The sequence below is a fragment of the Mycobacterium ahvazicum genome (genome assembly GCF_900176255.2).
Lineage (GTDB): Bacteria > Actinomycetota > Actinomycetes > Mycobacteriales > Mycobacteriaceae > Mycobacterium > Mycobacterium ahvazicum.
On sequence record NZ_FXEG02000002.1, the window covers coordinates 533,474 to 558,981 of the forward strand.

The 25,508-nt window shown below is 67.0% G+C and carries 24 protein-coding genes; 18 read left to right on the forward strand and 6 right to left on the reverse strand.

Features of this window, described 5'->3' with window-relative positions; genetic code table 11:
- Nucleotides 1-87: 87 nt before the first annotated feature.
- Nucleotides 88-1,470 carry a type VII secretion protein EccB gene (eccB, locus tag MAAFP003_RS04875; RefSeq protein ID WP_096284896.1) on the forward strand — a complete coding sequence of 461 codons (1,383 nt, stop codon included), beginning with the start codon at nt 88-90 and terminating at the stop codon, nt 1,468-1,470.
- Here eccB and mycP read toward each other — a convergent pair.
- Together mycP and eccD are read right to left on the reverse strand one after the other, a co-directional pair.
- Nucleotides 1,435-2,748: a type VII secretion-associated serine protease mycosin gene (gene mycP / locus MAAFP003_RS04880; protein WP_103175398.1), complete on the reverse strand. Its 1,314-nt coding sequence runs from the start codon at nt 2,746-2,748 to the stop codon at nt 1,435-1,437. The two genes, eccB and mycP, sit on opposite strands and share 36 nt — an antisense overlap.
- Nucleotides 2,739-4,082 (reverse strand): type VII secretion integral membrane protein EccD, encoded by a 1,344-nt coding sequence (gene eccD, locus MAAFP003_RS04885; RefSeq protein WP_279304383.1) that lies wholly within the window; start codon nt 4,080-4,082, stop codon nt 2,739-2,741. The genes mycP and eccD overlap by 10 nt, the downstream gene beginning before the upstream one ends.
- Before the next feature lie 158 nt (nt 4,083-4,240).
- Here eccD and eccCa point away from each other — a divergent pair, with 158 nt between their 5' ends.
- The 9 genes from eccCa to MAAFP003_RS04930 all read left to right on the forward strand — a co-directional run bounded on the left by eccCa (nt 4,241) and on the right by MAAFP003_RS04930 (nt 13,331).
- Nucleotides 4,241-7,915: a type VII secretion protein EccCa gene (gene eccCa, locus MAAFP003_RS04890; RefSeq protein ID WP_096284900.1), complete on the forward strand. Its 3,675-nt coding sequence runs from the start codon at nt 4,241-4,243 to the stop codon at nt 7,913-7,915.
- Nucleotides 7,912-9,147, forward strand: a complete 1,236-nt coding sequence (locus tag MAAFP003_RS04895; RefSeq protein ID WP_096284902.1) for a type VII secretion-associated protein — start codon at nt 7,912-7,914, stop codon at nt 9,145-9,147. Before eccCa ends, MAAFP003_RS04895 begins: the two co-directional genes overlap by 4 nt.
- 84 nt (nt 9,148-9,231) lie before the next feature.
- Nucleotides 9,232-9,558: a WXG100 family type VII secretion target gene (locus MAAFP003_RS04900; protein ID WP_096284904.1), complete on the forward strand. Its 327-nt coding sequence runs from the start codon at nt 9,232-9,234 to the stop codon at nt 9,556-9,558.
- A gap of 6 nt (nt 9,559-9,564) precedes the next feature.
- Complete coding sequence (locus MAAFP003_RS04905; protein WP_096284906.1) at nt 9,565-9,867, forward strand: WXG100 family type VII secretion target; 303 nt, start codon at nt 9,565-9,567, stop codon at nt 9,865-9,867.
- 197 nt (nt 9,868-10,064) lie between these two features.
- A complete protein-coding gene (locus tag MAAFP003_RS04910) occupies nt 10,065-10,361 on the forward strand; it encodes a HigA family addiction module antitoxin (protein WP_096284908.1) in 297 nt (98 codons plus the stop codon).
- 168 nt (nt 10,362-10,529) lie between these two features.
- On the forward strand, nt 10,530-10,973 hold the full coding sequence (gene rplM, locus MAAFP003_RS04915; RefSeq protein WP_096284910.1) for a 50S ribosomal protein L13: 444 nt from the start codon (nt 10,530-10,532) through the stop codon (nt 10,971-10,973).
- 50 nt (nt 10,974-11,023) lie between these two features.
- Nucleotides 11,024-11,482 carry a 30S ribosomal protein S9 gene (rpsI, locus tag MAAFP003_RS04920; protein ID WP_096290885.1) on the forward strand — a complete coding sequence of 153 codons (459 nt, stop codon included), beginning with the start codon at nt 11,024-11,026 and terminating at the stop codon, nt 11,480-11,482.
- A gap of 146 nt (nt 11,483-11,628) precedes the next feature.
- Nucleotides 11,629-12,966: a phosphoglucosamine mutase gene (gene glmM, locus MAAFP003_RS04925; RefSeq protein ID WP_096284912.1), complete on the forward strand. Its 1,338-nt coding sequence runs from the start codon at nt 11,629-11,631 to the stop codon at nt 12,964-12,966.
- 47 nt (nt 12,967-13,013) lie between these two features.
- The gene (locus MAAFP003_RS04930; protein WP_096284914.1) at nt 13,014-13,331 is read left to right on the forward strand and encodes a type VII secretion target; all 318 of its coding nucleotides are present in this window, start codon (nt 13,014-13,016) and stop codon (nt 13,329-13,331) included.
- A 250-nt stretch (nt 13,332-13,581) separates the two neighbouring features.
- Here MAAFP003_RS04930 and MAAFP003_RS30065 read toward each other — a convergent pair whose 3' ends face one another.
- On the reverse strand, nt 13,582-13,953 hold the full coding sequence (locus MAAFP003_RS30065; RefSeq protein WP_423790856.1) for a hypothetical protein: 372 nt from the start codon (nt 13,951-13,953) through the stop codon (nt 13,582-13,584).
- A 122-nt stretch (nt 13,954-14,075) separates the two neighbouring features.
- On the opposite strand from MAAFP003_RS30065, the gene MAAFP003_RS30070 reads away from it, so the two are divergent.
- Complete coding sequence (locus MAAFP003_RS30070) at nt 14,076-14,717, forward strand: hypothetical protein (protein WP_423790857.1); 642 nt, start codon at nt 14,076-14,078, stop codon at nt 14,715-14,717.
- Nucleotides 14,718-14,721: 4 nt separating this feature from the next.
- Here the strand turns inward: MAAFP003_RS30070 and MAAFP003_RS04940 are convergent, their stop codons facing one another.
- A complete protein-coding gene (locus MAAFP003_RS04940) occupies nt 14,722-15,762 on the reverse strand; it encodes an LLM class F420-dependent oxidoreductase (protein ID WP_096284916.1) in 1,041 nt (346 codons plus the stop codon).
- Nucleotides 15,763-15,876: 114 nt separating this feature from the next.
- Here MAAFP003_RS04940 and MAAFP003_RS04945 point away from each other — a divergent pair, with 114 nt between their 5' ends.
- On the forward strand, nt 15,877-16,302 hold the full coding sequence (locus MAAFP003_RS04945; protein ID WP_096284918.1) for a TA system antitoxin ParD family protein: 426 nt from the start codon (nt 15,877-15,879) through the stop codon (nt 16,300-16,302).
- Nucleotides 16,299-16,877, forward strand: a complete 579-nt coding sequence (locus tag MAAFP003_RS04950; RefSeq protein ID WP_096284920.1) for an ATPase — start codon at nt 16,299-16,301, stop codon at nt 16,875-16,877. The genes MAAFP003_RS04945 and MAAFP003_RS04950 overlap by 4 nt, the downstream gene beginning before the upstream one ends.
- Before the next feature lie 2 nt (nt 16,878-16,879).
- Here MAAFP003_RS04950 and MAAFP003_RS04955 read toward each other — a convergent pair whose 3' ends face one another.
- Both MAAFP003_RS04955 and MAAFP003_RS04960 read right to left on the reverse strand, forming a co-directional pair.
- Nucleotides 16,880-17,719 (reverse strand): dienelactone hydrolase family protein, encoded by an 840-nt coding sequence (locus tag MAAFP003_RS04955; RefSeq protein WP_096284922.1) that lies wholly within the window; start codon nt 17,717-17,719, stop codon nt 16,880-16,882.
- 9 nt (nt 17,720-17,728) lie between these two features.
- Entirely contained in the window at nt 17,729-18,178 is a 450-nt protein-coding gene (locus MAAFP003_RS04960; protein WP_096284924.1) for a DUF2510 domain-containing protein, read from the reverse strand.
- Nucleotides 18,179-18,362: 184 nt separating this feature from the next.
- On the opposite strand from MAAFP003_RS04960, the gene glmS reads away from it, so the two are divergent.
- The 5 genes from glmS to MAAFP003_RS04985 all read left to right on the forward strand — a co-directional run bounded on the left by glmS (nt 18,363) and on the right by MAAFP003_RS04985 (nt 25,508).
- Nucleotides 18,363-20,228, forward strand: coding sequence for a glutamine--fructose-6-phosphate transaminase (isomerizing) (glmS, locus tag MAAFP003_RS04965; RefSeq protein WP_096284926.1), 1,866 nt, complete (start codon nt 18,363-18,365; stop codon nt 20,226-20,228).
- Nucleotides 20,221-21,099 carry a DUF4436 domain-containing protein gene (locus tag MAAFP003_RS04970; protein WP_243393766.1) on the forward strand — a complete coding sequence of 293 codons (879 nt, stop codon included), beginning with the start codon at nt 20,221-20,223 and terminating at the stop codon, nt 21,097-21,099. The genes glmS and MAAFP003_RS04970 overlap by 8 nt, the downstream gene beginning before the upstream one ends.
- 120 nt (nt 21,100-21,219) lie before the next feature.
- Entirely contained in the window at nt 21,220-22,059 is an 840-nt protein-coding gene (locus MAAFP003_RS04975) for a DUF4436 domain-containing protein (RefSeq protein ID WP_096284928.1), read from the forward strand.
- A gap of 39 nt (nt 22,060-22,098) precedes the next feature.
- On the forward strand, nt 22,099-22,812 hold the full coding sequence (locus tag MAAFP003_RS04980; protein WP_243393768.1) for a rhomboid-like protein: 714 nt from the start codon (nt 22,099-22,101) through the stop codon (nt 22,810-22,812).
- A gap of 77 nt (nt 22,813-22,889) precedes the next feature.
- Nucleotides 22,890-25,508, forward strand: a complete 2,619-nt coding sequence (locus tag MAAFP003_RS04985; RefSeq protein ID WP_207768466.1) for a carboxylate--amine ligase/circularly permuted type 2 ATP-grasp protein — start codon at nt 22,890-22,892, stop codon at nt 25,506-25,508.

Sequence of the window (25,508 nt, forward strand, 5' to 3'; positions counted from 1 at the left end):
AAACCTACGCGGCTGTGGATGACCGGCGGCGCGAGGCGTTGCCGCGCGGTTACTGTGACCAGCGGATTCGCGGACTTTGGGAGGCCAATGCCCCACCGATCGACGACCTGGGCGCAGGTCAGCGGTTATCGGTTGCTGCTACGTCGGGTTGAAGGCGCACTACTGAGCGGCGCCGCCGGGGCGTCCGATCAGCCGCTGCGGGCGCGCACCGGCCCCCTGACGGTGGGTTGCGTGCTGGCGGCTGTCGCGGCGCTGGGCTGTGCATTCATCGGGTTGCTGCGGCCCCACGTCCGCCTGGATCACGCCCAGATCGTGATGGGCAAGGAGACCGGAGCGCTGTATGTGCGAGTCGGCGATACCTGGCACCCGGTGCTCAACCTGGCCTCGGCGCGGCTGGTCGCGGCCACGGATGCCAATCCGCAGCCAGTGCCCGAGTCCGACTTGCGCGGCACCAAACGTGGTCCGCTGCTGGGCATTCCGGGCGCACCGCAGCTTCTCGGTCCGCAGCTGTCCGGCAACGATGCGGTCTGGACTATCTGCGATTCAGAAGGTGGAACTTCCACCACGGTGATGGTCGGGCCGCCCAGCGCGGCGTCGGCCCATCGCTTGGCACGCGATCAGGCGGTGCTGGTCGCACCGGGTACGGGTTCGCCGGTGTACCTGCTCTACCACGGTGAGCGGGCCGTCGTGGATCTCACCGACACCGCGGTGGTGCGCGCGTTACGGCTGGAGGGCCACCCGCCAAACGTCGTCTCGCAGTCCCTGCTGAACTCGATTCCGGAGGCGCCGCCGATCACGGCTCCGCGAATCCGGGGCGCCGGAGGCAGGGCGGCCGGACTGCCCGACTTTCCCGTCGGCAGTGTGCTGCGTATCACACGCGGCGACGGCGACGAGTACTACGCAGTACTGGGCACCGGAGTCCAGCGCATCGGCCAGGTAGCCGCGGATCTGATGCGGTTCGGCGACTCGCGCGGCGCTGCCAACATCATCGCCGTGGCACCGGACGTGATCCGGGGCGCCCCGATCGTCGACACGCTGCCGTTGGGGACGTTCCCGGAACGCGCGCCCGGGGCCGACGGCCTGATCGGTGCCACCACCGTGTGTGTGAGTTCGGGAGCCACCGCGTCGGGTGCGGCGATCCTGACCGCGAGTGGCTTGCCGCTTCCGCCCGGCCAGGTCCCCGTGTCATTGTCACAAGCAGACGGCCGCGGCCCCGCACTCGATGCTGTCTACTTGCCACCCGGCCGGAGCGGCTACGTGCGGGCCAACGGCGGGGCGGGCACACGCTATCTCGTCATCGACACCGGTGTGCGGTTCGCGATTCACGACGACGACGCCGCCCGTGACCTTGGTCTGCAGACGGGCCCTGTTCCGGCGCCCTGGCCGATGATCGCGGTACTTCCGTCCGGGCCGGAGCTGAGCAGGGCGGGCGCGTCAGTCGCCCGCGACACCATCGCGGGATCCTGGTAGCCGTCGCTTGGCCGCACCGACGATCAGCGCGCACATCAGAGCGACCAGGCAGATGGCCGCACCGCGCAATGCGGTATCCCGCGCAACAGAATTCGCCGGCTTCGGTGCCGGCGTGGCGATCGCAACGGGCGCCGGCAGGGGTTTGACGACATTGGCGGTCGCGGCGGAGTCGGTGCTCACCGCGGCAAGTACGTCGATGGTGCCGCTGCCGACGAGCGGATTCCATCCCCCGGACGGATGATGTGCGGTCGACTCGATGCGCTGCGTCACCTGCCGCGCCGTCAGCGCGGGAAACCGGGCCCGGATCAACGCGGCCAGTCCGCTGACAACCGGTGCGGCGTAACTGGTCCCGGACAAGGGCGTGGAGCTCAGCGACGTCACCCCCTGCCCGATAGCGGCGACGTCGACCCACGGACCGGCAAGAGTGAAGGCCGAGGGCGTTCCGTCGGCGTTCACCGAACCGACGGTCAGCACGTAGTCGTCGTACCAGGCCGGACTGACCGCGACCGAGATGGTCTGCCACGTCGCATCCGGGCGCTGGGCCGGGCACTGTCCACCGCCGCCGGCGTTCCCGGCTGCGGCGACCACGACGGCGTTCTTGACGTCGACGGCATAAGCCAGCGCGGCCCCCAGTGCCCGGTCGTCGAGCGCCGACGTGACCGGAACGCACGCCACCGACGAAATGTTGATCACCGACGCGCCCAGGTCGGCGGCAGTCCGGACCGCTTTCGCCATGGTGTCTACGTCGCCGATGCCCGAGTTCGACGGGTCGCTGGCCGGTGCGAACTTCGAACTGGACTGCCGGATGCTGATCAAGGTGACGTCGGGCGCGACGCCGCTGAAACTATCGGCTGTCGAATCGGCTGTGGCGGCGATGATTCCGGCGACCAACGTGCCGTGGGCGTCGCAGTCCTGAGTGCCGTCGCCGGTGAATACGTAGTCGCCGCCCGGCACCACTTCGGGCAACCGGCGATGACGCGAAACCCCGGTGTCGATGACCGCGACGCGTTGGCCCGCGCCGCGGGTCAGTTGCCAGACGTGCGGTAAATCCAGATCTGAGAGCTGGTTTCGCCCCGGACCCGGGTCCCCGGTCACCATCGTGCAGACCTCGCGTTGCAGCGTCGGCCTCGTGGGTGCCGGCAACGCCGGCTTCGGCAACAACCGGTCGTCAACCTCTGGCGGTGAAACCGCTTGTGCCGACGGCATTCCCCAGCTCGATAATGCCGTCAACACCGATATCGCCACCAGTCGGACGAGACGCGACGTCCTCAACTCCATGTCGGATGCAGGCCGCGGGCGGCGTCGTAAAGGCCGCATATCCAACAGGCCAGTGGCACAGTCGCGATCAGCACCACGCACTCCAGCACCTCGACGCATTGTCGCGCGACGGCTGACGGCGCTACCCGCGGTGCTACGAACCCGAGGTATATCGCGCCGGCGACCGACAATGCCGTCGCCGCGGCGATCCACGTCCCGCGCTCCGGGGCCCTGAGCGCGGCAATGCCGAATGTTGTTCCGATCGTGGCCATGCCGGCGATGGCGCTTACCAACGTCCTCTTTTTGTCGACCGACGTGGCGCGCAGCAGCAGTAGTGCACCGGTGGCTACCGCCAGCGCGGCGCACCCCAGCCGCGGTGTGCCCGTCGCTGCGGTGACGATGGCGCCGGTGGCCGCCGAGAACGAGAACACGGCTTGCAGGCTGGCCAACCAGGCATCGGCACGAACAGCGTTGGCGGCCACATCGTCTGGAACTGGTTGGGGGTCGGCTGGCTTTGGCGACAACCCAGCCAGGACGAGCGCCACGCGTGCCGCAACCGCGAGTAAGCCAAGCGATACCAGCGCCAACACCGCACCGACCACCTGCGACGGGACGTCGGTGATCAGACCTCCGAACGCTGCGACGGCAACGATCACCGCGAAACACGACACCGCGGTCAATGTTGTTTTTCCGCAATCGGACACGCGCATCGCCAGCACCGCGGTGACCGCGGCGGCCGCAGCCGCCAGAAGCACGTGGGGCAGGCCCGGGGGGCCGGATACCGCGAGAAAGCCCGCGACTGCGGAGAATGCCGTAGCGACCAGGCTCAGCGTGAGGGCGGCCATCGCGTCCCGGTACGTGCGATTCGCGCGCGCCGCCAGTATCACGGCCGCGAACGCGATGAGCGCAGCGCTTCCCGCGGTGTGGCTGTGATCACGGACAGCGTTGGCGGCGAGGGTGTTTCGAATGAGTGCCAGGCATCCGATGCCGCTGAGACAGCCGGCCCCCACGGCGGCGGTAAGACGCGTTGCCAGCTCGTTTCGAGACGAACTCCACCTCCCGCCGTCCAGCGTGTCCGACACAGCCGCTGCTACGTCGTCGTATCGCACTGTGGGTGGCGGTGGTTCAGACCGGCTCAGGACCAGCACATCGCCGTCGCGGATACCGCCGCTCGCCAGCGTCGTGGACGAATCCAAGGTCGCCGAACCCAGGATCGACAGCTGGTACCGGGTAGCGATGGGAGCGCTGACGCCGTGGGCTTCAAGGGTATCGACGATAGGCGGCAGCAGAGTGGCAACCGGTATCTCGGATGGCAGGGCCAGGTCGACAATGGCGGTGCCCGCATGCACGGACACGCGGCGAAGCGCCGGATCGGATACAGACAACGCAACCTCTTCAGATTCGGATGGTCCGGACGTTAAAGCAGTTTCGAGTCCTCGGTATTCGGCCATCCACAAGTGAATTGCGGCCAATCCCGGCTCTGCTTACCGTCGTCGCACGCGGAAGGGGCGGGATGACTGAGTTGTTCGTGCCGGTGCAGCGCCGGCTACCGGCGCAAGCCGCGACCGCGGACATCGTCGTCGCCGCGCCGCCGGAGCTGCCGCAGGCGACGACACCAAGTCTGCCGATGCGCCTGCTGCCGGTTGTCATGTCCGTCGTAACCGTCGCGGTCATGGCACTGGCCTTCTCCGGTCCGACCGTTACCCGCAACCCCGGATTCCTGGCCTTCCCGGTGATGATGCTGGTGTCGATGGTGCTGACATCGGTCGCGCAACGCGGCCGTCGGCAGGGTAACGAGATCGGCGCGAACCGTGCCGACTACCTGGGATATCTGACACGCCTGCGTCGATCGGTAACTGAAATCACTGCAGCACAGCGCTTTTCACTTAATTGGAGTCACCCCGACCCCACCGCGTTATGGACATTGATCGGTGGCCCGCGGATGTGGGAGCGACGAGTGACCGACCCCGACTTCTGTTCGGTGCGCGTCGGCATCGGTACTCAGCCACTTTCGGCCAAGCTGGTAGCCCCTGAAATACCCGCCGGGCAGCGGCCGGATCCGGTCACCATCGCGGCCGCACAGCGCTTCGTCCGGACACACGAAACGATCGCGGACGTCCCCATCGTCGTTCCCCTGAACCCAACAGCGTCGGTCATTGTCGATGGTGATGTGGCCGAGGTGCACGGACTGCTGCGTGCGATGATTTGTCAGCTCGCCGTGCTGCACCCTCCGGATGGGTTGCTGATTGCCGCTGTGATTGCGGATTGTACACGGGCCCAATGGGATTGGTTGAAATGGTTGCCGCACAGCCAACACCCGACCGCGAAGGATTCGATAGGCAGCGCGCGAATGCTGTTTGAAAGCCCTGCGGAGTTGCGGCGCGCACTGGCCGGCACCGAACTGCCGGCACGCGCGGTGGTCGTCGTCGACCAGCAGGGGCTCGGCGACGCAGACAGCGCTAGCGCTATCCCGGGTGCGACCATCATCGAGACGGGCCCCGGCCTCAGCGGCTCGCCGTTGACCATTCGGATCTCCGGCGCGGTGCACGCCTTGACGTACCCCGACCGGATGAATCCGCTCGATGCGGAGATGTGTGCGCGCCGTCTTGCCGCCTACCGGGCAGGCACCGCGTCTCACCCCGGTGGCGATTCAGGCTGGCCAGGACTGGTCGGTCTTGACGATGTCGCCCGCTACAACCCGGTCATGGTGTGGCGCAGCCGCGATCACCGCGCTCGGCTTCGCGCTCCGATCGGAAGAGCGCCGGACGGAGTTGCTCTCGAACTCGATATCAAAGAGGCCGCCGAAGACGGCATGGGGCCGCACGGGCTCTGTGTGGGGGCGACCGGGTCGGGCAAGTCGGAGCTGCTGCGCACCGTCGCACTGGGCATGATGGTACGAAACTCTCCGGAAGTGCTGAACCTGCTCCTCATCGACTTCAAGGGTGGGGCAACGTTTCTCGACTTGGCTCAGGCCCCGCACGTCGCCGCGGTCATCACCAACCTCTCGGAGGAAGCACCGCTGGTCGCGCGGATGCGAGACGCATTGGCCGGTGAGATGAATCGTCGCCAGGAGTTGCTGCGGACGGCGAAGTGCTCCAGCGTTGCGGTGTACGAGCAGGCCCGTCGGGCCGGTGCGACGATCACTGCCCTGCCGGTGCTGTTCATCGTTGTCGACGAGTTCTCCGAGCTACTCAGCCGGCATCCCGATTTCGCCGATATGTTCGTCGCAATCGGTCGGCTCGGCCGGTCACTGGGCATGCACCTATTGCTTGCGAGCCAGCGCCTCGACGAGGGTCGGCTGCGTGGGCTGGAAGCCCACCTGTCCTACCGCGTGTGTTTGAAGACATTGTCCGCCAGCGAATCACGAATCGTCTTGGGAACACCCGACGCATACGAGCTGCCGAACACTCCCGGAGCAGGCTTGCTGCGCTGCGGCAGCGGCGAGCTGATCCGCTTCCAAACCGCATTTGTGTCAGGTCCAGACAGCTCGGCGCGTGGCGTCGCCCCCGCGCTCCCGCAGCTGCCGGCAGCGGTGCGGGCGTTCACCGCACACGCCGTCGGACCGATCACCCGCGTCCCCGAGGCAGGCGCGTCGCCCGCACCCACCATCTTGCGGACTGTGCTGAACCGGCTGTCCGGGCACGGGCCGGTTGCGCACCGAGTGTGGCTGCCCCCGTTGGGTTTGGCGCCGCCACTGGACCGCCTGCTGCGCGATGCGGGAACGGGAAGCCTGAGTGTGCCCATCGGCATCGTCGATCGTCCGTTTGAACAGTGCCGGACACCGCTGATGGTCGACTTATCCGGAGCGGCAGGCAATGTCGCGATCGTGGGCGCTCCCCAAACGGGCAAGTCGACAGCCCTGCGAACGCTGATCACCGCGCTGGCGGCCGCGCACGATCCGGGGCGGGTGCAGTTCTACTGTCTGGACTTTGGCGGTGGAGCGCTCGCGTCGCTGCGCACGCTGCCGCATATCGGCACGATCGCGAGCAGAGCCGAACCCCGGCTCGTCGCGCGCATGATCGCCGAGATCGAATCGATCATTCGCGCTCGGGAGGCCGAGTCGTGCGTGCAGCGTGCTGACGTGTTTCTCGTCGTCGACGGCTGGGCGGGTTTGCGTGATGAGTTCCGGACTCTGGAGGAATCGGTCACTGCTGTTGCGGCCCAGGGGTTGTCGTTTGGGGTGCACGTCGTGGTATCGGCCTCGCGCTGGGCCGAGATCAGACCCTCGTTGAGGGATCAGATCGGCACCCGCATCGAACTGCGGCTGGGCGATCCGGCCGATTCGGAGCTTGACCGCAAACGAGCGCACGAAGTGCCCCGCGACCGCCCGGGTCGCGGTCTGTCCCACGACGGTCTGCACATGGTCCTGTGCCGCCCGATTGACGCCGACGAATTGCGATGCCGCCACGGCGAACTGGCCGCCCCTGCCATACCGCTGCTGCCCACGCACGTCGACCACTGTGCCGTCGTCGAGTCGGCGGCCGGCGAGGGCGACACGCAGATCCTCCTTGGGCTTGAGGAGCGTCGATTACGGCCCGTAGCCGTTGATTTCGACCGGAATTCGCATCTGCTGATCCTCGGGGAGAACAAATGCGGAAAGACCACCGCGCTGCGGACTCTGTGCCGCGAGATTGTTCGGACGAAGACGGCCGCACAGGCACGACTAATGATCGTCGACTTCCGGCGCACCCTGCTCGGCGTCGTCGAGTCACAACATCTCGGCGGCTATGCCATGTCGCCAACCGCGCTCAGGACACTGATCCCGGACATGCTCGACCTGCTGCAGCGGCGGATGCCTGCGCCGGACGTGACGCAGGCGCAGCTGCGAGCCAGGTCATGGTGGTCCGGTCCAGACATTTATGTCATCGTCGACGACTACGACCTGGTCGCCGCTCCGGCCGGAAATCCGCTGCTGGACATTCTCGAATACCTGCCGCATGCAAAGGATCTGGGATTGCACCTCATCGCTGCCCGGCGCAGCGGGGGTGCGTCGCGCGGATTGTTCGAGCCTCTGCTGGCGGGGCTGCGGGAGATCGGCTGTATGGGACTGATGATGAGCGCGCGACCGGATGACGGCTCGCTGTTGGGTGCGGGGCGTCCGGCGCGGTTGCCGCCGGGGCGTGGCGTTCTGGTCAACGACGCCGGCGACGAACAGGTCATCCAGGTGGGCTGGAGTCCGCCACCATGAACGGGCATCACGCGACTATCGCGGCGGGCCCGGGGATGGTTCACCGTCTGTGTTGTGCCACAAGCACAGTCGCCGACGGGACATCGGAGATACTCCACGCGGCTTTGAACGCGATTGACGATCAGGTGGCGTTGGTCGACGGATTGCCGGTGGCCGTCGATCGGCTGTGGCGCCGTGGGCTGCGGTCATTGGACTGTGGGAATCCGCAGGCGCGGAAAGCGATCCGGATAGTGCATCCGTCCTGGTGGTCGTCGTCGCGGGTCGATGTGGTTGCCGCCGCGGCCGCGGCCGTGTCCGATGACCTGGAGGTGCGCCCGCGGTCGTGGTTGATTCGCCGGGTGTCGAAGGTGGAGCCGGAAGTGCCGGTGGTGGAGATCGCCGAACGGCTGATAGCGATCGTGGGTGACGATGTCGTGGCCGTTGCACGCCGGGCGGATCCGCAGAGCGTGGTTGAAGAGGTGGTTGGTCTCGTCGACGAAATGACCTGCGGGACAACAGCAACCGTGCTGATCGATCTGCCTGATAGCGTCACCGGCGCCCGAGAGCTTGCAACGTTGCTCGCCGGCGGCTTGCGCAGACGCGGACAGAGAACAGTGCGGGTGGACGACGCCCGGCTATCTCGGTTGGCGTTGTCGGCGACTTCCGACGTCGATCAGGCGCCGCCTTCGGGCGTCGATCCCGGTAGGGTCCAGTCCCGCATCCGGATGTTCGCGGGCCTGGCGGCTGCCACAGTCGTGCTGGCCGCGACGGTGCCGGCGATCGCGGTGGGCGGTCATCGCGGCGTGGACCCGGTGGCTGCGGCGCCGACGACAATTCTCGTGGAAGGCCGGGTTGCACTGACGGTGCCGGCGAACTGGACGACGCAACGGGTGATCGCGGGGCCGGGTTCGGCACGACTGCAGGTCACGTCGCAGTCGGATCGTGAGGTGGCGTTGCACATCACCCAGTCATTGATTCCGGACGAGACGCTCAGCACCACAGCCGACCGGTTGAAGCTTGCGATCGACGGCGAGCCCGCGGGGGTGTTTGTCGATTTCAATCCGTCCGGGTTTACCGCGGGACGCCCCGCGGTGACGTATCGCGAAGTCCGCGCCAGTCATCACGTGCGATGGACGGTGTTAGTCGATGGCCCGGTTCGGATCAGCATCGGATGCCAGAGCCGGCCCGGTGGTGAGGACGCCGTTCGCGACGTGTGTGAGGAGGCGGTGCGGTCAGCCCACGCGATCGCATGAGCCGTCGCGACGGGGCGGGGAAATTGCAGGGAACCAAACCGCGGCGTGGGTGGTCGTACTTGGTATCGGAGAGGAAGGAGAAGGGTGACTACACCGCCAGGTGCGAACACGCTGAGCACCGATTTTGATCTGATGCGCTCGGTCGCCGGCACGACGGACAGCCGCAACGATGAGATCCGGGCGATGCTGCAGGCATTCATCGGCCGGATGAGCAGCGTGCCGCCATCGGTCTGGGGTGGGTTCGCGGCCGCCCGGTTCAAGGACGTGGTGGATCGCTGGAATGCCGAGTCGTTGCGGCTGTATCACGTGCTGCACGCGATCGCGGAGACCATTCGGTACAACGAGGCCACGCTGCGAGATGCCGGCCTGAACCATGCCCACCACATCGGCGTTGCCGGCGGCGATCTGTGAAAGGACATTCCGGTGGACCCAGTGCTGTCCTATAACTTCGGCGAGATCGAACACTCGGTGCGCCAGGAGATCCACACCACCTCGGCTCGTCTCAACGCGGCGCTTGACGAATTGCGCTCGCAAATCGCCCCGCTGCAACAGCTCTGGACCCGCGAAGCGGCCGCCGCCTACCAGGCTGAGCAGCTCAAATGGCACCAGGCGGCCACCGCGTTGAACGAGATCTTGGTCGACCTTGGAAACGCGGTGCGCGACGGCGCCGACGAGGTTGCCGACGCCGACCGCCGGGCGGCCGGCGTCTGGGCAAGGTAGCGCACCCATGAGCCACTGTGCGGTCCCGGCGGAAGGAGAGCCGTCGGGACCGCACAGTCATTGCAATCGATTGGCGTTAGTATCGTGGTTCGTTAGTATCACACCGTGATCCACTCGTGCGGCGGGGTGCTTCCACTGGAGCAACGGCGGCGCGGACGATGTCGAACTAGTCGACTGTCACTGAGAGGAGGGAGTCGATGGTCGATTTTGCGCCCACCCATCCCGGCGAAATCCTCGCCGGCGAGTTCCTCGCGCCCATGGGGATCACTCCCTATCGCCTCGCCAAGGAAATCGGGGTATCGCAGACGCGCGTGGGGGAGATCCTCGCTGGCAAGCGCCGGATCAGCGCCGACACCGGGCTGCGCCTCTCGCGGGCGCTCGGGCTCAGCGACATGTTCTGGATCAACCTGCAGGCACGTTACGACGCCGACGTAGTACGCATCGAAAAGGGCGACGAGTTGGCACACATCAGCCGCTTGGCGGCCGGCGGCTGATAGTCATTTTGACCTGCGGGGATGTGGGTCGGTAAGCTGCTCCGTTGGCGTACGGTACGCCGGGGACTCGGGTCAACGTCGGTCGCCGAGACCAAACCCCAACCGTGCACGCCTGACCGGCACCCGGCTTGAACCGGGATCCACCCGAGAGAAGAGAAGGTAAGCGCTGTGCCCACCTACGCGCCAAAGGCGGGTGACACCACGCGGTCGTGGTACGTCATCGACGCCACGGACGTAGTGCTTGGTCGCCTTGCCGTCGCGGCAGCCACCCTGTTGCGCGGTAAGCACAAGCCGACGTTCGCTCCCAATGTCGATGGCGGCGACTATGTCATCGTCATCAACGCCGACAAGGTCGCCATCAGCGGCGACAAACTGCAGAGCAAGCTGGCCTATAGCCACTCGGGGTATCCCGGCGGTCTGCGCAAGCGCACGATCGGTGAGCTGCTGGAGAAGCACCCCACCCGCGTCGTCGAGAACGCGATCGTCGGCATGCTTCCGCACAACAAGCTCAGCAAGCAGATCCAGCGCAAACTCCACGTCTACGCCGGCCCGCAGCACCCGCACGCGGCGCAGCAGCCGGTTCCGTTCGAGATCAAGCAGGTGGCCCAGTGACCGAGACCAACGAGGCAGCGCCTGAGGAGACCACCGAGGTGGTTGTCGAGGTGACCACGGAGGAGGCCCCGGCCGACACCGCCGAGGCCCCCGCGGCCAAGCCCAGCGAGCCGATCGTGCTCGAGCGGCCCATCCAGACCGTCGGCCGTCGCAAGGAGGCCGTGGTGCGGGTGCGCTTGGTGCCCGGCACCGGCAGGTTCGACCTGAACGGGCGGACCCTGGAGGCCTACTTCCCGAACAAGGTGCACCAGCAGCTGATCAAGGCCCCGCTGGTCACCGTCGACCGGCTGGAGACCTTCGACGTCTACGCGCTGCTGCACGGCGGCGGCCCGTCGGGTCAGGCCGGTGCGCTGCGTCTAGGCATCGCCAGGGCGCTGATCCTGGCCCAGCCCGAGGACCGGCCCCCGCTGAAGAAGGCCGGCTTCCTCACCCGTGACCCGCGCGCCACCGAGCGCAAGAAGTACGGCCTCAAGAAGGCCCGTAAGGCACCTCAGTACAGCAAGCGCTGATCAGCGATCACTTTCTGGCCGCAGCCGCGCATCGTTGCGCGTCTTTTGGGCACCGGTTCGGCGTGTCGGCGCACAAACCTGCGCGGTTGCGGTCACAAAAGGAAGTGCACTTTGTGCGCATGACGTCACTGTGAGAGGTTTGTCCGATGGCTCGACTATTCGGCACCGACGGTGTTCGCGGAGTCGCCAATCGCGAATTGACCGCTGAGCTGGCACTATCGCTGGGCAGCGCGGCCGCGCGGCGGTTGGCGGGACCGGGAAAACCGGGCCGGCACGTGGCCGTGATCGGCCGCGATCCGCGGGCGAGCGGCGAGATGCTTGAAGCCGCGGTGATCGCGGGCCTGACCAGCCAGGGTGTCGACGCGCTTCGCGTCGGGGTTCTTCCCACCCCCGCGGTGGCCTACCTGACCGGCGCCTATGACGCCGACTTCGGCGTGATGATCTCGGCGTCGCACAACCCGATGCCCGACAACGGCATCAAGATTTTCGGGCCCGGCGGCCACAAGCTGGACGACGACACCGAAGACCAGATCGAGGAGCTGGTCGCCGCCGGCCCGGGCACGCGACCCGTCGGCGCCGCGATCGGCCGCGTGATCGACGCCGAGGACGCCGCCGATCGCTACCTGCGCCACGTCGGCAAGGCCAACACGCTGCCACTCGACGGCCTGACGGTCGTCGTCGACTGTGCCCACGGCGCGGCGTCGTCGGCCGCACCCCGCGCCTACCACGCCGCCGGAGCCCGGGTCATCGCGATCAACGCCCAGCCCAACGGCCTCAACATCAACGACCGGTGCGGATCGACGCACCTGGACTCGCTGCGCGCGGCGGTGCTTGCCCACGGCGCCGACCTGGGCCTGGCCCACGACGGCGACGCCGACCGGTGCCTGGCGCTGGACGCCAGGGGCGAACTGGTCGACGGCGACGCCATCATGGTGGTGCTCGCGCTGGCGATGCAGGAAGCCGGCGAGCTGGCCGCCAACACCTTGGTCACCACCGTGATGAGCAACCTCGGACTGCATCAGGCGATGCGGGCGGCGGGCGTCACCGTCCGCACCACCGGCGTCGGCGACCGCTACGTCCTCGAGGAGCTGCGGTCCGGCGAATTCAGCCTGGGCGGTGAGCAATCCGGCCACATCGTGATGCCCGCGCTGGGCTCCACCGGCGACGGCATCGTCACCGGGCTGCGCCTGATGACCCGCATGGTGCAGACCGGCTTGGCGCTGGCCGACCTCGCCGCGCCGATGCAGTCGTTCCCGCAGGTGCTGATCAACGTCGAGGTTGCCGACAAAGCGACCGCCGCCGCCGCGCCGTCGGTGCGCAGCGCGGTCGACGAGGCCGAGGCCGAACTCGGCGACACCGGTCGAATCCTGTTGCGCCCCTCGGGAACTGAGCCGATGATCCGCGTCATGGTCGAAGCGCCCGAAGAAGACATCGCGCAGCGGGTGGCCAACCGCGTCGCCGAAGCGGTCAGCGACCAGCGCTAGTTCCTTTTCGCTGGAACCCCGACGGGGAGTCCGGCGTCGGACTAGGCATGGGAATACGACACGCCACTTTTGACCGCACCGGAATCGACGTCGCGGCGGTACATCGCGTTGCCGATCAACTGCGGGCCGCCGCCGAGCTGGTCGACAGCGCGGTCTGTGATCACTTGGCGGCGTTGGCTTTCAGCGGCGTGACGGCCGGACGGGCATACACCGCGCGCGGGGATGCGCTACGAGCCGAGCTGGAGCGATTGACGACGCAGTTGTCGCAGTGGTCACGTGCCTCGGTCGCGATCGCAGTCGCGCTGCGGTCCGGAGCGCAGCGCTATGCCGACGCCGAGCTTTACGCCGCGGCGCGGATCGCCTGACCGTGGCCGATCGGTTAGACGTCGCCGAACGCCTCGCCGAGGGCCGAGTCGCGATCGAGCGCACCCAGGCCTACGTACAGGCTTGTCAGACAATGGGATACGAGCATCCGGACCTGACGTCGCACCCGTCGCAGATTCGCGACTGGTTCGACAGTGAAGACGGCCTCGATCTTCGTGTCCTCGACCGCGACTGCGCTCTACTGCGGGCGGCAGGCGCTGCGGCATTGGAGGGCTTGCGGATTCAGCAGGATCAGGTCGCTGGGCTGGTGGCGGCCTGGATGGGGGCGGGAAGCGACGCCGCCGTCGCGTTCTTGCAACGCCATTGCGACGCCGCCAACATGGTCGCCACCGAGGTGCGCGCGGCCGCGCAGCGGTGCGAATCGCTACGCGACAACTTGTGGTACCTGCTCGACTCCAAGGTCGGTGCTGCGATCGCGATCGACGACCGCAGCCAGGCGCAGCGCTCGGCGTGGTTGGCCGCCGCCGCGGTGGTGACGGCCGGGGCGGGGGAGCGGTCGACGGCGGAACAGGTCGTCCGTGGGCAGGTAATGCCATACGTGGACAACGACATTCGTAATGACTGGCTGGCGGCCATGCGTTCGTCGACGGCCGCGTTCGGCACTGCCTACGACATGGTGAACGACCGGATGGCCGCCGCACCCGCGGCATACTTCGAAATGCCCACCGACCTCGGCCCCGGTTTCCAACTACCCCAATCGTCCCCGGGGTTACCTCCCCAGCCGCTTGCGGCCGCGACGGCACCCGCGGCGGTGCTCGCCGGACCCGGCCCCCGCGCCGGTAGCCAACGCCCCCGCTGCGGCTCCGACGCCCGCCGCGCCGCCGCTCTCGGACCCCGCGCCAGCGCTCTCGGACCTGGGCGCCGGCCTGGGCGATGCGGCCCTGCCAGCGGCTGCCGGCGCACTCGGCGATTCGGGTGGTGCAACCGGCGGTCTGGGCGGGCTCAGCGGCCTGGCCGGCCGCATCGTCGATGCACTGGGTGGTCTGCTGGGTTCGGCGACAGACGGGCTCGGCGATTCGTCGGGGCTCGACGATCCGATAGGTCACGACCCGTTCGACGAGGATGAGGATGAGGATCCGTTCAAACCCGATGACGAGCACGACGACGACGAAGCAGGACACGACAAGGCCGACGCTGAAAAGACCGATGAGCCAAAGGAAGCCGATGAGCCAAAGGAAGCCGACGAGGCTCAGCCGGTGAGCGCCCCGCCGGCCGCCGCTGAGACGCCGCCACTACCGGTTGGCGCGCCGGTCCCCGCCGATCCGCCTAACCCGCCGCCGACGCCCGCGGCCGCCCCGGCGCCGCCAACTGAGGGGGCGACGCCGTGTGAGATTGCCGCAGACCAGGTTCCGCAGGCAGGGCAGTGACGCCTCAGCCCCGCAGTTCGAGCACCTCTTCGACGAAGCGCACGGCCTCTTTAGGGTCGGCGGCCGCCGGGCTTGCCAACAACGTCGTCACACCGGACTCGGCGAAGGCGGCGATGCGCTCTTTGACGAAACCGCGCGGGCCGATCAGCGACATACCCCGCACCAGCTCGTCGGGCACCAGGTCGACGGCCTCGCTCTTGCGGCCGGTCAGGTACAGCTCTTGGATCTTGTCCGCGACCTCGCCGTAGCCGTAGCGCGTGGCTAGGTTGTGGTAGAAGTTTTTACCCTTGGCGCCCATGCCGCCGAGGTAGAGCGCCAGCTGCGGCTTGACCCAGGCCAGCCGCTCCTCGACGTTGTCGCCGATCGCCACCGACGCATGCACCATGGTGTCCAGCGGGCCCAGGGCCGGATCCCGTTTGGCAGTGCCGGCGGCCAGCGCCGCGCCCCAGACGGTGTGGGCCTTCTCCGGGAGGTAGAACACCGGTTGCCAGCCCTCGGCGATCTCGGCGGTGAGCTCGACGTTCTTCGGGCCCAGCGCCGCGATCGTTATCGGAATACGTTCGCGCACAGGGTGATTGATGAGCGCAAGCGGCTTACCCAAACCGGTGCCGCGGTCCGGCGGCAGCGGCAGCTGATAGTACTTGCCGTCGTATTGCAGCCGCTCGCGCCGCCACACCTTGCGGCAGATCTCCACGACCTCGCGGGTGCGCCCGAGCGGGGCGTCGAACGCGACGCCGTGAAACCCCTCCATCACCTGAGGCCCGGAGGTCCCGATGCCAAGCCGGAACCGGCCGCCCGACACGAAATCCAGGCCCGCGGCGGTCATCGCCAGCAGCGACGGCGTGCGGATGTAGATGGGAACCACGCCGGTGGCCAATTCGACGGTGTTGGTCTTGGCGGCCAGATACCCCAGCTGGCTGATGGCGTCGTAGGAATACGCCTCGGCCACCACGGCGATGTCGAGGCCGGCCTTCTCGAGTTCGACGATACGGTCGACGGCTTCGTGAAAGCCGCCCGAATAGTCCAGGGCGATTCCGATTCGCATGAACGATACTTAATCACGCCGGGCAGGACGCCCGACGGAGCGGTGCCGGTCGTCGTTCGCATAAGCTGTAGCAAGTTGCTACAGTTGTTACAACCTGCTACAGGTGGAGGGGAAATGGCTGACAGCGCCGATCGGGTGACCCGGTTCGCGGCGGACCTGGTCGATAGCGCCGCGGCCGAGGGTGTGCGGCAGAGCCGCTCGGCCAAGCAGCAACTCGACCATTGGGTGCGTGTCGGGCGCGCGGTGTCGAGCCAGCACACCGCTGCCCGTCGCCGGGTGGAGGCGGCGCTGGCCGGAGACCTGGAGCTGAGCGAGCTCAGCGTCGAGGAAGGCGTCGTCGTCAACGCCGAGATCGCCGCGGCAATCCAGGAAAACCTCAACGAAGCCAACTACGGCGAGCTGTTGGCCAAGCGCGGCGTTACCACCGTCGCGCTCAACGACGCCGGTGAGATCGTCGAATACCGGCCCGATGGCGGCTCGGCGGTATTGGCGGCCAAGCCACAGCCCAGGCGCAAGAAGGGGAACGCCGAGGCCCGATGAACCGGCTCGACCTGGTCGTCGGGCCTAATGGCGCGGGCAAGTCGACCTTCGTCGAATTCACGCTCGCGCCGCTGCTGCCGACTGCCGTCTTCGTCAATGCCGACGAGATCGCCCGACAACGCTGGCCGGCCGACCCGGCTACCCATTCGTACGAGGCCGCCCGGGTCGCGGCCGACACCAGGGCAAGGCTGATCGAGCTGCGCCGATCGTTCATCGCCGAGACGGTGTTTTCCCATCCGTCCAAGCTGGAGCTGATCGACAGCGCCCACGCGGCGACGTACACCGTCGTCCTGCATGTACTGCTCGTCGCCGAGGAGCTCGCGGTGGAGCGGGTCAGATACCGAGTCAAAGCCGGTGGGCATGCCGTACCCGAGGACAAGATTCGTCAACGCTTTCAACGCCTTTGGCCGCTGGTCGTCGCCGCGATCACGCGCTGTGACTGCGCGACCGTCTACGACAACAGCGCGCTCAAAGGCCCCCGCATCGTCGCCCAAATGAGCGGTGGCCAGGTTGTCGGAGCACCTAACTGGCCGGCCTGGGCGCCGAGCGCGTTGAGGTCGCGCTGGCCCGCATAACGTTACTTCAGCAGCGCGACGATCTTCTCTTCGAGAGCGACCGGTTCGGCCTCGGGGTCGATCGGAGTTGTCTTGGGCAGCACAACGTCCGGATCGGCGAACTCGCGATAGGTTTTGTCACCGGCCAGTGTGGCGAGCAGGTACCCGGTCAGCAGGGCGCGCACCGATCGTTGGGTGCGGCGGTGGGAACCGGGTAGCCCGAACACCGACGCCAGTCGTCGGCCTTCGCCAAGCCCGCGGGGTTCGGCTTTGCTGACGATGCGCAGCGTGGCCGAACTCCACGCGCTGGAAAGCGCAAGTGCGTTGGCGTTCAACGTCTTTGGATCATCCGGCGCGGTCAGGATCAACCCCGGGACCTTCAGCGACGCAGCCGGCTGCTCGGCCGGGGGAGTCGTGACGGTCGGAAACACCGCGACGGCCGCGGCCAGCGCGGTCGGCATTCCGGCAGCGGCGAACACGGCCGCCGAGGCGCCGAATCCGTGGCCCACGACGCCGAGCTTCGCCGGGTGCACGCTGATGTTGCCCGGCCCCAGCCGCACCCCTGCCACGATGTCGAGGGCGGTGCCCAGATCGGAGGCCAGGTTGAGCACCGACGGCGCCAGGCCCCGCTCGGTGTCGGGCGCGCCGGCCACGATGCCCCACGACGCCAGATGCTCGAGCAGACCCGAATAGCGGGCCGCGCCGGCGAGCCAGTCGTGGCCGAACGCGATACCGGGCAGGTTCAGACCGGATTCGGGGGTGTAAACCACTCCCGGCAATCCGGCAAAAGCCAGGTCACCACGCAAAACCCTATGCGGGCCACGGCGGCTGAGGGCGGTGACGAGCTTGCGGATGCGGGCCACTCGTCGACGTTAGCGGGGATGGGTCCAGTGAGTCCACGCGACACCGTCCCAGTACCGCTGTCCCGGTCCGCCCGGGTCGGGGTACCAGCCCGGCGGCGGCCCGACCGGTCGGGGTGGGGCGGCTGGGTGAGGCGCGACGGCCTGGCGGGGCGCCACGGCGCGAACAGCCTGGCCGACGGGGGCATAGGGCGTCGCGGCGTGGGGCGCCGGGGCTTCCTTCGCCTGGGCGCGTACTCGTCGAATCGCCGTGTAGTTCGAGATCAGCGCGATCGGGTTCATCAGGAAAAGCGACAGCAGGCCCCACCAGCCGGTGACCAGGCAATGCAGCTGCGCATCGCGGTATGCCTTCTCGCATTGCTCGAGCGTCCCGGTGCAGGTGATCGTGCGCTGGACCCAAAAGACCACGAAGCCGGTGTGCTCGTGGAGCCTGACGGAGAAGCGGTGGTACGGGTCGGTCAAAGCGGGCCTTTCGCGCTGGTGGGCGGGCCAAACGTTACCGGCTGGGCGCCGTGTGTCACTTCAGTGCCGTTGAGCGTGAGCTCGGGGCGACACTTCGGCCGAAAAGCCGCCTGAGCGACCACTCATCCGGGTTGGGCCTGGCAGCGGGCCGAGCGGGCGCGTCATCTGCACTACCCTGGTCACAATGTGCGGAATTGTCGGCTACGTCGGGCAGGCCCCTGCCTGCCAAGTCGTCATGGACGCACTTCGCCGCATGGAGTACCGCGGCTACGACTCCTCGGGCATCGCGCTGGTCGACGGCACCGGCAGGCTCACCGTGCGCCGCCGCGCCGGCCGACTGGAAAACCTGGACAAAGCGGTGGCCGACATGCCGGCCAAGGACCTGGGCGCCACCACCGGCCTGGGCCACACCCGCTGGGCCACCCACGGCCGCCCGACCGACCGCAACGCCCACCCGCACCGCGACGCCGCCGGCAAGATCGCCGTCGTCCACAACGGCATCATCGAGAACTTCGCGACCCTGCGCCAAGAGCTGGAGGCGGCCGGCGTCGAGTTCGCCAGCGACACCGACACCGAGGTCGCCGTGCACCTGGTCGCCCGGGCGTATCGCGAGGGTGAGACGGCCGGCGACTTCGCCGCGTCGGTGCTCGCGGTGCTGCGCCGGCTGGAGGGCCACTTCACGCTCGTGTTCGCCAACGCCGACGAGCCCGGCACCATCGTGGCCGCGCGACGGTCGACCCCGTTGGTGGTCGGCGTCGGTGACGGCGAGATGTTCGTCGGCTCCGACGTGGCGGCCTTCATTCCGCACACCCGCAACGCCGTCGAACTCGGCCAGGACCAATGCGTGGTGCTGACCGCCGACGGCTACCGGATCACCGACTTCGACGGCAACGAAGACGTCGATTATCGCGAGTTCCATATCGATTGGGACCTCGCCGCCGCCGAAAAGGGTGGCTACGAGTACTTCATGCTCAAGGAGATCGCCGAGCAGCCCACGGCGGTGGCCGACACGCTGCTCGGCCATTTCGTCAACGGCCGCATCGTGCTCGACGAGCAACGCCTCTCCGATCAGGAACTGCGCGAGGTCGACAAGGTATTCGTCGTCGCCTGTGGCACCGCGTATCACTCCGGGCTGCTGGCGAAGTATGCGATCGAGCACTGGACGCGACTGCCGGTGGAAGTCGAGCTTGCCAGCGAATTCCGCTACCGGGACCCGGTTTTGGACCGCAGCACACTCGTGGTCGCCATCTCGCAGTCCGGTGAAACCGCGGACACCCTGGAAGCGGTCCGCCACGCCAAGGCGCAGAAGGCCAAGGTGCTGGCGATCTGCAATACCAATGGCTCGCAGATCCCCCGCGAATGCGACGCGGTGCTCTACACGCGCGCCGGGCCGGAAATCGGGGTGGCCTCGACGAAGACCTTCCTGGCCCAGATCACCGCCAACTACCTGGTCGGACTGGCGCTCGCACAGGCCCGCGGCACCAAGTACCCCGACGAGGTCGAGCGCGAATACCGTGAGCTGGAAGCGATGCCCGAGATCGTTTCGCGGGTGCTCGCCAACATCGAACCCGTTGCCGCCCTGGCTTATCGGTTCGCCCAATCCTCGACCGTGCTGTTCCTGGGCCGCCATGTCGGCTACCCGGTGGCGCTGGAAGGCGCGCTCAAACTCAAAGAGCTGGCCTACATGCACGCCGAGGGTTTCGCCGCCGGCGAGCTCAAGCACGGCCCGATCGCGCTGATCGAGGACGACCTGCCGGTCATCGTCGTGATGCCGTCACCCAAGGGGTCGGCTACGCTGCATGCGAAGTTGATGTCCAATATCCGCGAGATTCAGACGCGTGGCGCGGTGACCATCGTCATCGCCGAGGAAGGGGACGACACCGTGCGTCCCTATGCCGATCATTTGATCGAAATCCCTTCGGTGTCAACGCTTTTGCAGCCACTGCTGTCGACCATCCCGCTGCAGGTGTTTGCCGCGTCGGTGGCGCAGGCCCGTGGGTACGACGTCGACAAACCGAGAAATCTGGCCAAGTCGGTCACGGTTGAATAGCCACCGCCGGATATTCGGCATCGTCGGTGTCGTGTTGTTCCTGGTGGCCTATGGCGTCTCGGTTGCGCTGTACGTCGACGGCGGCCTGAGCCACCGCAGCATTGTCGTTCGAGGTCAGTCGGAGCCCGACCTGACCCGGGTGACCATCGATGTCCAGGAAGTTCAGTCGGCCAACAGCCTGCTCGTCGCCAACGTCAGCGTCTTTCCCGGACCCGCGCTACTCGATCCGCGAACCCACAATCTCAAGGAAGATCTCACCATCGCGGTCACGTCCGCGGTGACGGCCAGCAAGCGTACGTGGCCGAAAGGCACTGTGCCCGATGTGTTTCGGGTTTCACTGGCCGTGGGCGGTGAAGTCGCGGTCTGGCCGCTGGACGAATACCACTCGGGGCCCATCGTCTCCGAGCTCTTGTCCGGCCCCACCACCTCCACGCGGGTGCCGGCGGTGGTGACCATGGCCGATCGTCTGCTCGGCTGGGATATCGACGTCAGCCGCATCAGCGACGCAGATCTGCTCGGCCCCTACCAGGTGGATCTGTCCCGATCGATGAGCACGGTTGCGTTCGCGGTTGTCATCCTTGGCGTACTGGTCGCGCTCGCCGCGTTTGCGCTCTTTGTCGCGGTCCAGACCTGGCGCGACAAGCGCAAATTCCAGCCGCCGATGACAACCTGGTACGCGGCGATGCTGTTCGCGGTGGTGCCATTGCGGAATGCGCTTCCCGACGCGCCTCCCTTCGGAGCCTTCATCGACGTCACGATCGTGCTGTGGGTGATCGTCGTATTGGTGATTTCGATGGGGCTCTACATCTCTTGCTGGTGGCGGCATCTGCGGCCCGCACCCGACGAGCTGGCCTCGCAGCGGCCGACTTAGCGTCTGGTCGCCGCGCGGTAAGCCACTAGTATTTCTGGCCGGGGTGATGCGTGTCGGACGGGACAGTCAGCGGGGGAGGCAACCTTGGCAGCGAACGGCTTCGCCAGAGGCACTCGGTTCATGAAGTTTTCGATCATGGCTTTGGTGATCTTTTTCATCGGCGCGTACGTGACCACGGTCGCGCTCTATGCCAGGTCCGGTTGCGGCTGCCCGCTGCAACTGACCCCCGGCAAGCCGTCGGCCGACGGGACCACGGTGACGATCGACTTCCTCGATACCCAGTCGATGAAGGGCGCGCTGCACGCCGACGTCACCATCACGCCGGGGCCTGGGCTGCTGGATCCGGTCACCCGCGGCCTCAACTCAGACTTCGCCGTCGTGGTCCACTCCGCGGCCACGCCCAGCAAACGCGCCTGGACGAAAGGCATGCTTCCCGGCGAATACCCTGTCCCGCTGACGATTAGCGGCGATCCGTCGGTGTGGCCCCTCGACAAATATCAGTCGGGCCCGATCACGGTCGACCTCATCTACGGCACCGAGCGACCCGAACAGCTACCGGTGAAATTCGTCGACCGTGTCTCCGGCTGGCAGCTTTCCGTTGCCGGTGAGGGTAGTTTGCAGTCGCCGTACCGGGTGGAGCTACGGCGCTCGCCCAGCATCGCGGCGTTCGCCGCCGTCATCGTCGTGGTGATGCTCGCGCTCGCCGGAGTCGGCGCCTTCGTCGCCATCCAGACGGCGCGCGACCGTCGAAAATTCCAGCCACCGATGACAACGTGGTACGCGGCAATGCTGTTCGCGGTGATACCACTGCGAAATGCGTTGCCCGACGCACCCCCGATCGGGTCCTGGGTCGATGTCACGGTCACGCTCTGGGTAATCGTCACACTGGTGATGTCGATGGTGCTGTACATCTTTTGCTGGTGGCGGCATCTACGACCCGAACCTGAAAAGGCGGCATAAAAGTTTGCCCAAGCCGCCGGGCATGCAAAGGTGGACGCCGTGGCGGATGGATCGGTGGGGGCGCGACTACGAAGCTTGGCTATCGGGGTCTGGCATTTCGTCAGCAGCGCTCCGCTGACCTACGGCTGGCTCCTGGTGTTGATGATCACCACAGTCATCCAAAACCAGCTCTCCGGGCGGCAATTGCACTCGGTGTTGCTGCACCGCTCCACCAACATTCACGAGTTGGGCACCGATCCGCTTTCGGTGCTGTTTTCCAGCCTGCTGTGGATCGACGGCAAGAGCCTGGAGCCCTACCTGCTGCTGTTCACCTTGTTTCTCGCCCCGGCCGAACACTGGCTCGGCCACTTGAACTGGCTCACCGTGGGATTGACCAGCCACATCCTTTCGACCTACATCAGCGAAGGCATCCTGTACTTCGCGATCGAGGAACACGACGCATCGGAACGGCTGGTGCGCTCCCGCGATATCGGGGTCAGCTACTTCCTGGTCGGCATCATGGCCGTGTTGGCGTATCGCATCGAGCGGCCATGGCGCTGGCTTTACCTCGGCGTACTGCTGGTCGTCTTCGGCTTTCCTCTGATCACGATGGCCAAACACGGGCTGAACTTCACCGCGATCGGTCACTTCACGTCGATCCTCATCGGGCTCTGCTTCTATCCGATGGCCCGGGCGAGAATAGACAAGCCGTGGAGCCCGGCCCGGTTCCGAGCCGCGATACGACGATTCCGCTCCCGCGAGGATCCGATCTGAGGGTCCGGCCGGTTTTGCTGTTGCGAACGCGATCTGCGTTTAACGCCACGGTAATTGCGCCGCCATAGCGTGGGGAAATGCGAGCTGTGTCGCCGCGAACGCTGGGCGCTGAAGAGGAGTTCCACCTTGTCGATCTGAAGACAAGGCGGCTCACGGCGCGCGCACCCGAACTGCTGGCCGAGCTGACCGAGGACTATGTCGCCGAGTTGCAGCGGTGCGTCGTCGAGACCAACACTCAAGTGGTTAATTCGCTGGGCGAATTGCGCGAGGAACTCGTCCGCCAGCGCAAGGTCTTGGTCGAGGCCGCCACCGAATTGGGCATGGGAGTGGTCGCCGCCGGCGCGGTGCCGCTGGCGGTCCCGGCCGAGATGCAGGTGACCAAGACGCCGCGCTATCGGCAGATGCTCGCCGATTACCAACTGCTGGCCCGAGAGCAGCTGATCTGCGGCACCCAGATACATGTGGGCGTCGCCGATCGCGACGAAGCGGTCGAGGTCGGCTACCGGGTGGCCGCGTATCTCCCGACTCTGCTCGCCTTGTCTGCCAGCTCGCCCTTTGCGTCCGACGGGTCTGACACCGGTTACGCGAGTCTGCGCACGCTGGTTTGGCAGCGCTGGCCTACAACGGGTCCGGCCGCCCCGGTTCACACGGCCGCGGAATACGACCAACTGGTCGCCGACCTGGTGGCCAGCGGCGTCATCTCCGACGTCGGGATGGTTTATTTCGACGTGCGCCCGGCTAGCGCGGCGCCGACGCTGGAGCTGCGGGTATGCGACAGCTGCCCGTCCGTGGACACGGTCGTCTTGATCGCCGGGATATTCCGGGCCCTGGTGGAGCGCGAGGCCGCGGCCGCGCAGGCGGGAACTGAGCCGACGGTGCTCTCACCGGCGGTGAGCCGGGCCGCGGTGTGGCGAGCCGCCCGGTCGGGGTTGGAGGGCGAGCTGGTCGACGTCCGCGGACCCGTCGGCCGCCCGGCATCCGAGGTGGTTAGCGAGCTGGTCGAGGGACTGCGTGCGCAATTGGACGAAACCGGTGATTGGGAAACCGTGAGCGAGCTGAGCCGCCAAGCGCTCGAGATGGGAACGTCCTCGGCACGGCAGCGGCGGGCGCTGCGCCGTCGCGGGCGTCTCACCGACGTCGTCGACCAGCTCATTGTCGAGACGGCGGCCACCGGTCCGACCTCGATGACTGTCGGTGACGACCGGACGCTTCGGTACGGCTACCAGCCGGGCAGCAAACGCACCGATACCGCTGGTGGCAACCTCGACGACAGTTACGACGAAGCGGTCGACACCAGCGGTCAACCACACCCGCACTATCGGAATGTCCTCGATGCCATCGCCCAGATCGGCGTGGCCGAACTGCGTTCCCGGGAAGCGGCCATCGAGCAGGAGCAGCGCGCCGACAACGTCACGTTTCGCGTCACCGGTCAAACCCGGGCCCAACTGTTCCCGGTTGACCTCGTGCCGCGCATCGTGACCGCACCGGAGTGGACGCAGTTGTGCCAAGGCTTAGCCCAGCGGGCCCGCGCGCTGGACGCGTTTCTGCGCGACATCTATTCCGCGCAAGAGATCGTCGCGGCCGGCATCATCGGCGAACAGATTCTCGACCGGGCACCCGGCTTTCGCTCTACCGGCCGGCTTGCGGGCAATACCGTCCGCGCCCACATCAGCGGCACCGACATCGTGTGCGACCGCGCCGGTGGGTGGACGGTGCTCGAGGACAATTTGCGAGTGCCCTCGGGGATGGCCTACGCAATCGTCAACCATCGCCTGGTCACCAAACACCTCAGCGAGTTGCAACCGCCCGCGGCGATCGAAGAAGCCGGCCAGGCACCCGCGATGCTGCTCGAGACGCTGCGCGCAGCGGCACCGGCGCACGCGTCCGACGACCTGACCGTCGCGGTGCTGTCGACCGGCTGGGAGGACAGCGCATGGTTCGAGCACACCTTTTTGGCCGAGGAAATGTCGGTGGCACTGGTGCAGCCATCCGATCTCTCACTGCGCGACGGCAAACTGGTGCAGCACGTCGGATCAAGGGCCCGCCGCATCGATGTCGTGTATGCGCGGATGGATGAGGACATGCTGTTGTCGTCCACCGGATACGACGGCGTGCCGCTGCGGCCGGGTCTGCTCAGAGCGATCGCGGACGGCGATCTCACCATCGCGAATGCGCTGGCCAACGGTGTCGCAGACGACAAGGCGATTTACGCCTATGTGCCCGACATGATCAAGTTCTATCTCGACGAAAAGCCCAGCCTGGCGCAGGTGCCTACCTGGATCTGCGCCGAACGCGAACAGCGTGACTACGTGCTGGCAAATCTCGGCGACCTGGTCGTCAAACCGATCGACGGACTGGGCGGAAGCGGGGTGTTGATCGGGCCGGACGCCTCCGAGTCCGCGTTGGACGCGCGGCGACGGGAGCTGGAAACGCAACCCGAGCGGTTCATCGCCCAGGAGGCGGTCAACTTATCGACCCATCCCACCTTTGACGGCGACGGCCTATACCCTCATCACGTCGACTTGCGTGCATTTGTGCATCTTCGGGCGGCCGGAAACGGTGCCGTATCGGCACATGTGATGCCCGCGGCGCTGACGCGGGTGGCCAGCCGTGGGTCGCGCATCGTCAACTCGTCATACGGCGGCGGCAGCAAAGATACCTGGATCCTCAGCGAGCCATTAAGCGAAAGCGATTGA

Coding starts and splice junctions, on each gene's coding strand:
- eccB (WP_096284896.1), top strand. CDS start 88: ATGCCCCACCGATCGACGACCTGGGCGCAGGTCAGCGGTTATCGGTTG.
- mycP (WP_103175398.1), bottom strand. CDS start 2,748: ATGGAGTTGAGGACGTCGCGTCTCGTCCGACTGGTGGCGATATCGGTG.
- eccCa (WP_096284900.1), top strand. CDS start 4,241: ATGACTGAGTTGTTCGTGCCGGTGCAGCGCCGGCTACCGGCGCAAGCC.
- MAAFP003_RS04895 (WP_096284902.1), top strand. CDS start 7,912: ATGAACGGGCATCACGCGACTATCGCGGCGGGCCCGGGGATGGTTCAC.
- MAAFP003_RS04910 (WP_096284908.1), top strand. CDS start 10,065: ATGGTCGATTTTGCGCCCACCCATCCCGGCGAAATCCTCGCCGGCGAG.
- glmM (WP_096284912.1), top strand. CDS start 11,629: ATGGCTCGACTATTCGGCACCGACGGTGTTCGCGGAGTCGCCAATCGC.
- MAAFP003_RS04930 (WP_096284914.1), top strand. CDS start 13,014: ATGGGAATACGACACGCCACTTTTGACCGCACCGGAATCGACGTCGCG.
- MAAFP003_RS04940 (WP_096284916.1), bottom strand. CDS start 15,762: ATGCGAATCGGAATCGCCCTGGACTATTCGGGCGGCTTTCACGAAGCC.
- MAAFP003_RS04945 (WP_096284918.1), top strand. CDS start 15,877: ATGGCTGACAGCGCCGATCGGGTGACCCGGTTCGCGGCGGACCTGGTC.
- MAAFP003_RS04950 (WP_096284920.1), top strand. CDS start 16,299: ATGAACCGGCTCGACCTGGTCGTCGGGCCTAATGGCGCGGGCAAGTCG.
- glmS (WP_096284926.1), top strand. CDS start 18,363: ATGTGCGGAATTGTCGGCTACGTCGGGCAGGCCCCTGCCTGCCAAGTC.
- MAAFP003_RS04975 (WP_096284928.1), top strand. CDS start 21,220: ATGAAGTTTTCGATCATGGCTTTGGTGATCTTTTTCATCGGCGCGTAC.
- MAAFP003_RS04985 (WP_207768466.1), top strand. CDS start 22,890: ATGCGAGCTGTGTCGCCGCGAACGCTGGGCGCTGAAGAGGAGTTCCAC.